The organism is uncultured Gemella sp. (assembly GCF_963529685.1).
In the GTDB taxonomy this organism is placed as follows: domain Bacteria; phylum Bacillota; class Bacilli; order Staphylococcales; family Gemellaceae; genus Gemella.
Genome location: NZ_CAUSAI010000052.1, coordinates 1 through 11,665, shown reverse-complemented (window position 1 = coordinate 11,665; position 11,665 = coordinate 1). Strand labels below are relative to the sequence as shown.

9 protein-coding genes, 1 pseudogene and 1 riboswitch are annotated in these 11,665 nt (G+C 30.7%); of the genes and pseudogenes, 8 read left to right on the top strand and 2 right to left on the bottom strand.

Going from position 1 to position 11,665, the window contains the following annotated elements; genetic code table 11:
- A pseudogene (locus RWS90_RS07105) lies at positions 1-1,798 on the bottom strand (chitobiase/beta-hexosaminidase C-terminal domain-containing protein); the annotation flags it as partial.
- Positions 1,799-2,387: 589 nt separating this feature from the next.
- Positions 2,388-2,485: riboswitch (TPP riboswitch) on the top strand.
- A gap of 143 nt (positions 2,486-2,628) precedes the next feature.
- Here RWS90_RS07105 and tenA point away from each other — a divergent pair.
- From tenA to RWS90_RS07075, 6 genes are all read left to right on the top strand, one after another.
- Complete coding sequence (gene tenA, locus RWS90_RS07100) at positions 2,629-3,309, top strand: thiaminase II (RefSeq protein WP_314549991.1); 681 nt, start codon at positions 2,629-2,631, stop codon at positions 3,307-3,309.
- A gap of 3 nt (positions 3,310-3,312) precedes the next feature.
- Entirely contained in the window at positions 3,313-4,110 is a 798-nt protein-coding gene (thiD, locus tag RWS90_RS07095) for a bifunctional hydroxymethylpyrimidine kinase/phosphomethylpyrimidine kinase (RefSeq protein ID WP_314549989.1), read from the top strand.
- A 2-nt stretch (positions 4,111-4,112) separates the two neighbouring features.
- Positions 4,113-4,895, top strand: coding sequence for a hydroxyethylthiazole kinase (gene thiM, locus RWS90_RS07090; protein ID WP_314549987.1), 783 nt, complete (start codon positions 4,113-4,115; stop codon positions 4,893-4,895).
- Positions 4,896-4,897: 2 nt separating this feature from the next.
- Entirely contained in the window at positions 4,898-5,536 is a 639-nt protein-coding gene (thiE, locus tag RWS90_RS07085; protein ID WP_314549984.1) for a thiamine phosphate synthase, read from the top strand.
- A 208-nt stretch (positions 5,537-5,744) separates the two neighbouring features.
- Positions 5,745-6,509, top strand: a complete 765-nt coding sequence (locus tag RWS90_RS07080) for an alpha/beta hydrolase (RefSeq protein WP_314549982.1) — start codon at positions 5,745-5,747, stop codon at positions 6,507-6,509.
- 481 nt (positions 6,510-6,990) lie between these two features.
- On the top strand, positions 6,991-7,848 hold the full coding sequence (locus RWS90_RS07075) for a MetQ/NlpA family ABC transporter substrate-binding protein (RefSeq protein ID WP_314549979.1): 858 nt from the start codon (positions 6,991-6,993) through the stop codon (positions 7,846-7,848).
- A 129-nt stretch (positions 7,849-7,977) separates the two neighbouring features.
- Here RWS90_RS07075 and RWS90_RS07070 read toward each other — a convergent pair whose 3' ends face one another.
- Complete coding sequence (locus RWS90_RS07070) at positions 7,978-9,339, bottom strand: Nramp family divalent metal transporter (RefSeq protein ID WP_314549977.1); 1,362 nt, start codon at positions 9,337-9,339, stop codon at positions 7,978-7,980.
- A 369-nt stretch (positions 9,340-9,708) separates the two neighbouring features.
- Between RWS90_RS07070 and RWS90_RS07065 the strand changes: the two genes are divergently transcribed.
- Both RWS90_RS07065 and radC read left to right on the top strand, forming a co-directional pair.
- The gene (locus tag RWS90_RS07065) at positions 9,709-10,428 is read left to right on the top strand and encodes an A24 family peptidase (protein ID WP_314549976.1); all 720 of its coding nucleotides are present in this window, start codon (positions 9,709-9,711) and stop codon (positions 10,426-10,428) included.
- Positions 10,422-11,198 (top strand): DNA repair protein RadC, encoded by a 777-nt coding sequence (gene radC / locus RWS90_RS07060; RefSeq protein WP_314549974.1) that lies wholly within the window; start codon positions 10,422-10,424, stop codon positions 11,196-11,198. Before RWS90_RS07065 ends, radC begins: the two co-directional genes overlap by 7 nt.
- Positions 11,199-11,665 lie beyond the last annotated feature (467 nt).

Genomic DNA, 11,665 nt, shown 5'->3' with positions numbered 1-11,665 from the left:
TTGCAGTATATTCTTTATTATTTATGTTTAATGTTGTTTCTGCTTTGTCAAGAGTCTCTTTTTCGAAAGGAAGTATATAAGTTTTAGTTTCGCTGCTTTTAGAACCATCGATATTAAACGCTTTAACTTTAAGTGTTAGATTACCACCATTAGAAGTTATACCAGTTCCATTTTCAAAAGGATTAATATTAATTCCGTAATAAAATTCTGGTTTATGAGGATTTGCATTAGCAAATTTAATATCTGCATCTGCAGATTGGAAAGTTGGTTCACTTCCATCGATTGTGTATTTTATGTATCTTGTTAGTGTATTTATCAAATTATCTCGTTTAAAGGATACATCAATTGAATGAGAATAATGCTTAGCTAATTTAAATTTTTTCCCACTTAGTCCGTTGTAAGGTGAATAGTTAATTCCATCTTTAGAAAAATCAAATTCTTGATTTGGATCGGAAGTTTTTTTAACAGTTGTTCCGTCTAAAGCTGCTTTAATTGAAAACAATTCAGGAGGCTCTACACTAGATTTATTTTTTATAACGACATTTTTATCCTCCCAAGTAATAGTCCCATATTGTTTCACAATAGCAGCAGGATATTGGAAATCTCCGTAAATTACAACTTCTTTTTTGTCTGTAATTGGTATTTTTGCTTCTGATATTTCATAAACTGAATCAGTAGTATTAATTGTTTCAATTACTTTATTTGATACTGGTAACAGCAATTCAGAATCTTTTGCTTTTTGTATTTCTTTGTAGCTATATTTAATGTTCTGCAAACCGTCGTTATTTTTACCTTTTCCAACTTTACTATAATAATTGAAAATTAAATATTCTTGATTACTTTCTTTTACTATTTTTGCGATAGTATCAACATTTTTTCTAACTTTAGGCGTTACTATAGTGTTATCTTTTATATGGAGTTTTACATAAGTAGGATTTGTTGATTCTTCTTGTTTTGAATTTTTAGCAGTTAGAGTACTAAAATCAAATTTTAAAATCATATTTTGTGTTCCAAGAGTTTCGTTAATTGAAGCCATAACAGGAACGAAAACTTGTGTATATGTCTCTAGTTTATTGTTTGAATCGATTTTATTTTTATCCACATTGTAGGCAACAGTTTTTGGATAAACAGTACGATTTGGGAATTGTTTTTTGTATGCATCTACAAATTTATCAGTTTCATTAGCACTATAATTCTCAACTATAGTTGAGTCTTTAAATTCATTTTTTTGAATATCTTTACGATTTTCATGAGTTTTGTCACCATCATAGTATTTTAAGTCTCCTAAGTAACCTGTAAGTCCACCAAATGTGATAGGTTTAAATGTAACATTTACAGAATATTGACCATTTTTTACAATTAATTTTGTTTTATCATTGTCGATTGCAGCGGCAGCCATAGAAGGATCTTCCCCGTTGCCGAAGTTAATAGCTTCAGCAGTAATTTTATATTCTCCATCTTTTAATGCTTTAACGTCTTGTGGTACAGTAGCTGGTCCCTCAGCGTTATGAGCTGGAGTAGTACTTGTAGCAGCAGCTGGCGCAGTAACTGAAGTTGCTGGTGCAGTTGTAGCTGTTGGTGGCGTAGCTGGAGCAACTGCTGCAGGGGTAGTTGCTGTTGGTGGCGTAGTTGGAGCAACTGCTGCAGGGGTAGTTGCTGTTGGTGGCGTAGCTGGAGCAACTGCTGCAGGTGTTTCTGCTGCAAAAGCAAAGTTATCTTGATCATATGCTTCGATTGCCGCAATTGCTGAGAATATAGCTGTCGCGGATAGAACTTTTAATAATGTATTGTTTTTCATTTTCTATTTCCCTTCTTTCTTGTCTAAAAATGTACAAACTTTATTCACAATTTAGACACAATTAGTTTTGTAAGATTGGGAAAAATCCATGGCGTTACTTTGCTTTAGTAAGTAACGCTGAATTATTCCCAAAATGATGTTTATTTATTAATGAAAACAGATAAATTGTGTATTTAATTAACAAGATTAACACGTTATATAGCATTATTCATTAGTGTTTTAATGAAACCAAAATAAGGTAATTAATGCTGCTAATCGATTGTAATTCTGTAAGATTGATTTTTTAAAAAAACTTCAACATATAATCTGTACATCATTATTATATCACAGAAGATTGAATCAATAAAGATAAAAGTGATAATGAGTTTTATTTAAATTCAAAAATAAATAAAAATTACTATAAGATTATAGATTTAGTTAACAAGTTCGATATATTTTTATATGTTTATTCAATTTATAAAATATAAAAATATTATTATTAAAACTTTTTTGTATTAAACCAATATCATTTGTACTAAAGTTGTAAACCCTTAAACTAATTTGTTGACATTTATTTTTTTCTGTGCTACGATTTAAAAAGTAAATAGAATAAAATCACTGGGGGAGCCTTTAGGCTGAGATAACATAGTTAGACCCTTTGACCTGAACTAGATAATGCTAGCGTAGGAAATGTGAATGAATATAAATTGGATTATTCTATAAAGAATGATACTTTATTATTTGTAATATAATTTTCATAGTTCTCATACGTTGGTAGGAGGGCTTTTTTGTTTATCAATAGTGATGATATTTTATGTTTAATTTTATTAAAATAACAAGGGGGAATACCTATGAAACAAATTACTGAAATTATGGAGGAAAAAGCACTACCTATCGTTGATAAGATATATAATGATGGATTTATACAAGGGTTAATTGATGCGGATTTATCAAAGGAAGCTGTTGAGCATTATTTGAAAGCTGATGCATTATATTTAGAAAATTTTAGCGATATTTATGCGATGCTTTTAGCCAAAAGTAATGATAAAGTTGAGAAAAACTTCTTTTTAGGACAAATTAATTTTGTGTTAAACGAAGAAATTGCAGCTCATAAAAACTTAGCTGATTACATAGGAAGGGACTATTATGAAATAATAAAAGGTGGAGAGTGGTATCCATCTGCAGACCATTATATAAAACATATGTATTATAATGTGTTTGCTTTTGGTATGGCAGAAGCGTTAAGTGCAATGGCACCATGTCCGTGGATTTATAAAATGGTAGCTAGAAAAATTCTTGATAATCATAATTTAGCAGATGATCATCCTTTAAAATTCTGGGTAGAGTTTTATGCTGGCGGATTGGTTGATGAAGTACTTACTGAGTACTATAAAATAATAAATCGTGAAGCTGAATTTATGAGTGAAGAAGGGAAAACCCGTCTTGTTAAAAATTTCCTAGAAAGTTGTGAACATGAACGTCGCTTCTTCAACATGGCTTATACACAAGAGCGTTGGGATTTAGAGGTGTAGATTATGACAAAACTAAATATTGCTTTAACTATCGCTGGGACTGATCCAACGGGTGGAGCTGGTATTATGGCTGATTTAAAAAGTTTTCAAGCTCGTGAAGTTTACGGTATGGCTGTGGTCACTAGTGTAGTTGCTCAAAACACTTTAGGTGTTCAAATGATAAGAAACTTAGATTTAGATATATTAGAAGCACAATTAAAAAGTGTATTTGATGATATAACACCGGATAGTATAAAAACTGGAATGATAGCAAATGCTAACATGATGAAGCTGATTAAGAAGTATTTACCTAAAGATGTACCTTACGTGGTAGATCCAGTCATGGTTGCGACAAGTGGGGACAAATTAATTGATGATGTCGCTAGAAAACATCTAAAAGAAGAAATATTACCACTAGCTACTATTATTACTCCAAATGTTCCAGAAGCAGAAGAAATAGTTGATTTTAAAATAGTAACTGAAGATGATGTAAATCGTGCAGGTAAATTTATTATTAATGAGGTTGGATGCAAGTCGGTAGTAATTAAAGGTGGTCATTTAACCGGTGAAGCAAAAGACTATTTATTCTTAAATGATGGAACTAAGAAAGTATGGACTAGCGAAAGATTTAAGACTAACCATACACACGGAACCGGTTGTACATTTTCAGCAGTTATTACAGCTGAATTAGCAAAAGGAAAAAGTATTATAGAAGCTGTAGATATTGGGAAAAAATTCATAACTGCTGCGATTAAAAATACACCAGAGATAGGTCATGGTAATGGACCTGTAAATCATATTGCGTTTAAAGGAGATTTATAAATATGACAAGTTTAAAATTATTAAAAGAAAAAGCACCATTGGTAATATGTATAACTAATGATGTGGTAAAAAACTTTACAGCAAATGGTTTAGTAGCATTGGGAGCATCACCAGCAATGAGTGAGTATCCAGAAGACTTGGAGGATTTACTAAAATATGCTGGAGGATTATTGATTAATATTGGTACTTTAACTGATGAAACATGGAAGCTGTATCAAGATGCACTGAAAATTGCAGAAAAATATAATGTACCAGCAGTATTAGATCCGGTAGCATGTGGAGCGGGAGCATATAGAAAAAAAGTAGCAGATGATTTAATAAATAATTACAAACTGGCAGCTATAAGGGGAAATGCAGGCGAGATAGCATCTTTAGTAGGAATAAATGTAGCTTCTAAGGGAGTAGATAGTGCTGGAGTAGATAATATTGATGAAATTGCCTTAGCAGCGAACTCTAAGTTTAATATACCGGTAATAGTAACAGGTGAAGTAGATGCTATTGCAGTTGATGGAAAAGTAGTAACGATTCATAATGGAAGTGCAATGATGCCTAAAGTTATTGGAACAGGATGCTTATTAGGAGCAGTAGTGGCGAGTTTTATTGGATTAGAGAAAGGTGAAGAATTAAAATCACTAGAAACAGCAATGCTAGCATATAATATTGCCGGGGAAATGGCGGAAAAACGTCCGAATGGTCATTTGCCAGGAACATTTAAAGTTGAATTTATGAATGCATTATATGAAATCACTGATGAAGATATAGCTACATTTAAAAAGGTGAAGTAATTATGTTTAATAAAGAACTATTAAAACTATATTTTATTTGTGGAACTACTACTTGCCAAGGAAAAGACTTATATTCAGTAGTTGAAGAAGCTTTAAAAGGTGGAATTACCTTGTTTCAATTTAGAGAAAAAGGTAAAGGAGCTTTAGAAGGTAAAGAAAAAGTAGAATTAGCAATAAAACTACAAAATCTATGTAAAAAATATAATGTCCCATTTATAGTAAATGATGATATAGAATTATCATTAGAAATAGCTGCTGATGGGGTTCATGTAGGGCAAGATGATCTCGGCGTTGATGAGATTAGAAAGTTGATGCCGGATAAAATAATTGGTCTTTCAATAGGAAACGAAGAAGAATTAAAACAATCTAAAGTCGAATATGTAGATTATGTTGGAGTTGGTCCTGTATTTGTCACACAGTCAAAAGATGATGCAGGTGGTGCTATTGGTTATGAAGGACTTGAATTAATGAGAAAATTATTGCCAACTATGCCATTGGTTGCCATTGGTGGAATACAGACACAACATATTAAAGATATTATGAAGACAAACGTTAATGGCGTTTCAATAATCTCAGCAATATCATATTCAAAAAATATAGAGAAAACTGTTCGAGAGATGAACGAACAATTTAATAATTAGCCTCCAAAGGAAATCGCCTCTTAACGAAAGTTGAGAAGCGATAAAGAGAGTAGAATAAAAATCTTACCATGTTTTTAATCTACTCTTTTTTATTTTTAATATAATGCAATTTGCAATTAAACTTATGTAATTATTTGATTCTTAAAGCTATTAAGTATATAATTAGTGTGAAAAAAAGAATGCTAAATATAGTGCAGGAGGAAATTTTATGACGAATATAGTGTTAATACATGGAACATGGTGTGATGGAACTGTCTGGGGGGAGTTTGTGGATGAATTAGAAAAATTAGGTTTAAAAGTATATACTCCAACTCTAAAATATCATGATTTACCTTATGAAGAAGTAGAAAAAAAGGTAGCAGATGTTAGTTTAGATGAGTTTACAGATGATATTGTTGAGTTAATAGAAACTCTAGATGAAGCACCAATAGTACTAGGACATTCATTAGGTGGGCTTCTTGCTCAGAAAGTTGCTACTAGGACAAAGGTTAAAGGTTTGGTATTAATGGGGACTGCACCAGCCGCAGGAATTTTTGCCTTTTATCCTAGTATGGTAATTTGTTTCTATAAACACTTTCTTCGATGGGGATTTTGGAAAAAATCTATGCCACCGTATAAACATGCATTCTACGATTATTGTATGAATAATCAGGATGAAGCAGATAAAGAAAGAGAATTTTCTAAATTAGTTCCGGAATCAGGTTTCACTTATTTCCAAATGGCATTACCATTTTTAGATAAACAAAAAGGTGCATATATTGATTTTGAAAAAGTAAAAGAACCAGTACTAGTAATAACTGGAAGTGAGGATAGAATGGTACATCCAAATATCGCAAAGGCAACGGCTAAGAAATATAAGAATGCAACTTTGAGTGTTATTGAAGGATCAGATCATATGTATGAAGCTCCTAGATACCGAAGTAAGACGGTAGAAGCAATAGATAAATGGCTAATAAGTAATAAACTAAATTAAAAATTTTGAGAAGAAATAGTCATTTATAGAAATGAAAAAGTAAATATTCGTGAATTTTCAAAAAACTTTTTAAAAATTTTCAAAAAAAGTATTGACATTTTTATTTACTGATGATAATATAGAGTCAAGTTCAAAATTACCGATATTCAAATAAGTACTTTATAGGAACTTTTACAGAGAGTGTGAGTAGGTGAAAGCACACAATGCAGATGATAAAGGAAAATGGTTTGAATGGTAAAAAAAGTGAGTTTAAAACACAAGCTTTTTTCGTAGGCGTTACGTTACAAACGCACACTTTATCGGATATATTCTAGATACATAGACGATGCAGTGGTAAAGTTCGTAGTTTACGAAAAAGTAAGGTGGTACCGTGAAATTAGTTTCGCCCTTATTCTCTTAGGAGAGTAAGGGTGTTTTTTTTACATAAAACTCATTAAAAACCCAATATCATTAAATATAAAACAAAAGGAGAAAATTATAAATGAAAAAACTATTATTATTAGTAACAAGTTTCATACTTGGATTCGTATTAATTGGATGCTCAAGCGCATCAAAAACTGAGAAAAAAGGAATCGATGTTGATAAACTAGATCCTAGCAAACCTGTAACTGTAAAAGTTGGGGCTACTAACGTACCTCACGCAGTATTATTAGAACACGTTGCTCCACAACTTGAAAAAGAAGGAATTAAATTAGACATCGTTACATACCAAGACTACTATGTACCAAACAAAACGTTAAACGATAAAGAAATCGACATTAACTACTTCCAACACGTACCATTCTTAAAAAATGCTATTAAAGAAAATGGATACAAAATTGAAGATGCTGGTGCAATTCACTTAGAGCCAATCGGATTATACTCTAAAAAAGTTAAAAATGTTAAAGACCTTAAAGAAGGTGCTAAAGTATTAGTAAGTAACAACAAATCTGAATGGGGACGTGTAATTAAATTACTAGCTTCTGAAGGATTAGTTAAAGTTAAAGATGGTGTAGATCCAGTAACAGCTACTTTCGATGATATCGCTGAAAACCCTAAAAAATTACAATTCAGCTACGAAAATGATCCAGCATTAATGGTTAAATTCTACCAAAACGGTGAAGGTGACCTAGTTTCAATCAACGCTAACTTCGCAGTTGATGCAGGATTAAACGCAGCTACTGAACCAGTTTTAGTAGAAAAAGCTACAGACGACAACCCATATGCTAACATCATCGTTGTTCGTCAAGGCGATAAAGATAAACTTGTTGTTAAAAAACTTGTTGCAGCTTTAAAATCTGAAGATACTCAAAAATTCATTAAAGAAAAATGGAATGGAGCAGTATTACCTGTTAAATAATTTCATTAATATACAAAAAGGCAGTTCGAAGGAGCTGTCTTTTTTGTTTTATAAAGTAAATAAAGTGTGAGTCTAGTATATATATTGAGAAATAAAAAAATCGGACTGATTTTTGTCAGTCCGATTTTTTTATATGAATGTTGATATTATTAACCAGAAATTTAAGATTATCAATACGACTGTGCAGATCCATGCAACAATTTTCATCCATGGTTTAATAACAAACTCTCCCATAAGTTTTTTATCTGATGTATATAGTGTTAGAGGAATAATAGATATTGGTAGAGCAATACTTAAAAATACTTGTGTATAAATCAGTAAGCTTTCAATTGCTTGTTCACTATCACCAAAAATTATTAAACAAATGACAACAGGCATTACCGCAATTACACGAGTCAGCATTCTTCTAATCCACATAGGAAGTCTCATGTGGATGAAACCTTCCATAACTATTTGTCCTGATAATGTTCCGGTAATAGTAGAATTTTGACCAGAGGCCAATAGAGCTACGGCGAATAGTGTACTAAGGAGTGGTGAAGCAATAGCTCCAACAATGCTACTATCTTGTAAAGCGTTATAAAGATCTGTAAAGCGTCCAAGACTATCACCATGACCATAAAACAAAGAAGCACCTAAAACTAATAGTAAGCAGTTAATAACAAATGCGATTGAAAGTTGAATATTAGAATCTATAGTAGAAAATCTAATAGCTTCTTTTTTAACTTTGTTGTCCTTTCTATCGTATCTTCTTGCTTGAACAATAGAAGAATGTAGGTACAGATTGTGAGGCATAACTGTAGCTCCCACGATACCTAAGGCAATAAATAATGCACCTTTATTATTAATTACATCCTTGTTCGGAATAAAACCTTTAATTAATTCGCCGGTATTAGGGTTAGCTAATAAAACTTCATAGAAGAATATTATTAGAATTGTAAATATCAAGGTAGCTACAATAGCTTCGATTTTTCTAAATCCAAAATGTGCTAATAATAGGAGTAAGAATACATCAAAGATAGTTATTATAACCCCTATTAGTAAAGGAATACCGAATAATAATTTTAAAGCTACAGCACTACCAATAATTTCTGCAATATCAGTAGCCATAATAGCTAGTTCGGTAATTATCCAGAGAACAAATCCCATTTTTTTACCAGTATGCTTTCTAGTTGCTTGAGCTAGGTCCATACCAGTTACAATACCTAATCTTACAGACATTGATTGAAGTAACATCGCGATAAGATTCGATATAAGTATAACGAATAGTAAGCTATACGCATATTGAGCACCACCAGCGATAGAGGTAATCCAGTTACCAGGATCCATATAACCGACTGCTACTAATGCTCCCGGTCCACTATAAGCCAGGACTTTCTTTAAAAAGCTTCCTTCTTTTGGAACATCAACTGTATTGTTAATTTCTTGAAGAGAAAGCTGATTCGCAGCTTCTAACTCTTCTTGACTTTTTCTCAAAAATTTTTTAAAAATCATTTAATCACCTTCTCTAAAAATAATAGTGTAGAATAAGAATATAAAACTACTTTCCTTAAGGCGGAAATCTTGCCTTCGGAAAACTATAAACAATATTATACTACAAAAATGAAAAAATGTAAATTTTATTGAAATTAGATATCATCATTATATTAGTTTATTAGTAGTATAAGTTGAAAAAAGTTTGAAATATATTGAAAATAATTTGAATCGAAATAAAATCCTATTGTAATATAAGTTAATTCTTGGTATAGGAAAAATGAGAAAATATTATTAGGTGATTATATATACAACAATGATAAATGTAGTTCTGTATATATAATTGTGATAGAATATAATTGAAGGGTTATAAAGTAGGGGGAGATACTTATGGAAAGTTATATTTTTATTATCATATTAAGTCTAATTTTTGCTAGTGCTATTAAGTGTTTAGTAGATAGTGAGAATAAGAAAGAGTTTCTATTTAGACGAAGTTATTGTGCTAGTTGTCATCAAGAATTAAAAGCAGGCGACTTAATTCCGATTTTTAGCTATTTATATAAAAAAGGTCGATGCAGCTACTGTAATCAAAAAATTCCATTAGATATATTTTTATATGAAATTTTTACTTTTATTACTATTATATTATTTATTATTTTCCAAAAACAGTTTGTTTTTATTAGTTATATTGAAGTCAGTATATTTATTGTTCTGATTTTCTTAGGAATAGAAGATGTAAAATCATTTGAAGTTAATGATGAGTTGTTTTATCTTCTAATTATTTTAAATTTTTCTTCTATATATATGCACTATTATTTATTTAGTTTTTTAGATTTTATTTGTCTTATTGTTATTTTTCATATACTCTATATTTTTACAAGAGGTGGCTTAGGCTATGGTGATATAAAAATCTTTTGTGTATTGGCTTTGAATTTGAATTTATTTGAGGGAGTGTATTTGTTGATTTTCACATTTTTATATGCGGGATTTTTCGCTATTGGGCTAATTATCTTGAAAAAAGTAAAAAGGAAAACAAAACTACCATTAGTGCCATTTATTGCACTTAGTTATTTAACAATCATATTAATAAGGGAGGGATTATTATGGTAGTAGGTTATACTATTAAAGAATTTAGTGAGGAAGATCGTCCTAGGGAGAAGTTTAAGAAATTAGGTGCATTAGCGCTTAGTGATAAAGAAATTTTGGCAATATTATTAAGAACAGGTACAAAAAATCAAAATGTGATTGAGCTTTCTGACACGATTCTAAAAGATATGGGTGGTATTACAAAGTTAAGAGATGCAACTTTAACAGAACTTATGAAACATAAAGGGATAGGTCAGGAAAAAGCGATACATATTCTTGCGAATATAGAGTTTGCAAGAAGAATATACGCAACAAATGTTCTAGATGTGAAATGCGACAGCCCGCAATCAATAGCCAATTACCTAAAATCATCACTAGAGAATTTAACACAAGAAGTCTTCGTAGTACTAGATATTGATACGAAAGGTAAAATAATCGAAAAAAGAGAAGTGTTCAAAGGTAGCTTATCTATGTCAGTAGTCCACCCAAGAGAAGTTTTTAAAGTGGCGATAAAAAATAGTGCTTCAAGTATTGTCTGCGTACATAATCACCCTAGTGGAGATGCTACACCTTCTATAGAAGATATTAAAACGACGATAAATTTAATGGAAGTTGGTGAGATAGTTGGTATTGAAATGCTAGATCATATTGTAGTGGCTAAAAAAGGATATGTCAGCATTAGAAAAGTACTCAATTATTTAGCAGTAGAAAATATAGATTATAAATACGAAGAGGTTACAGGTGAACAATTAAAATATATACTGAGAAAATACAAGGTTGTAGGGGAGTATTGATTTATAAAAATCCTTTTTAATTATTATCGTAAAACAGAGGCTTAGAAGAAAGAAAATTCACTTAATTTTTTTCAACTGATTTGGATAGTTATTTACTTTATTATAGTAGACGCTTTAATTTTATAATTTCTCCTAAATTTTATAATTTTTTGAGAAAAAATGGGAAATAACTCAAAAAAATTTAACTACATTTTAACTTCATGATATAAAATATGTTCTTATGAGGAATTTATATTTGGATATCGAGAGTCGCTTTCTATATCCAAGTACTAATTATCACTGTATTTTATAGATTTTTGTAGACAAAAAAACGTTAGTTTGATATAATAGTAACAATGTCATTAAATATAAAATAACATTGTTTATTAATAAATGGTGCAGCTAAACGGTAAGTTGTTTCGGAATTTAAAGAATACAGTGATAGCATATTATTATTATTATTATTATTATTAATATAATTATTAATG

Bases quoted from the DNA above. Each gene is read 5' to 3' on its own strand.
- tenA (WP_314549991.1), top strand. From the start codon at position 2,629: ATGAAACAAATTACTGAAATTATGGAGGAAAAAGCACTACCTATCGTT.
- thiD (WP_314549989.1), top strand. From the start codon at position 3,313: ATGACAAAACTAAATATTGCTTTAACTATCGCTGGGACTGATCCAACG.
- thiM (WP_314549987.1), top strand. From the start codon at position 4,113: ATGACAAGTTTAAAATTATTAAAAGAAAAAGCACCATTGGTAATATGT.
- thiE (WP_314549984.1), top strand. From the start codon at position 4,898: ATGTTTAATAAAGAACTATTAAAACTATATTTTATTTGTGGAACTACT.
- RWS90_RS07080 (WP_314549982.1), top strand. From the start codon at position 5,745: ATGACGAATATAGTGTTAATACATGGAACATGGTGTGATGGAACTGTC.
- RWS90_RS07075 (WP_314549979.1), top strand. From the start codon at position 6,991: ATGAAAAAACTATTATTATTAGTAACAAGTTTCATACTTGGATTCGTA.
- RWS90_RS07070 (WP_314549977.1), bottom strand. From the start codon at position 9,339: ATGATTTTTAAAAAATTTTTGAGAAAAAGTCAAGAAGAGTTAGAAGCT.
- RWS90_RS07065 (WP_314549976.1), top strand. From the start codon at position 9,709: ATGGAAAGTTATATTTTTATTATCATATTAAGTCTAATTTTTGCTAGT.
- radC (WP_314549974.1), top strand. From the start codon at position 10,422: ATGGTAGTAGGTTATACTATTAAAGAATTTAGTGAGGAAGATCGTCCT.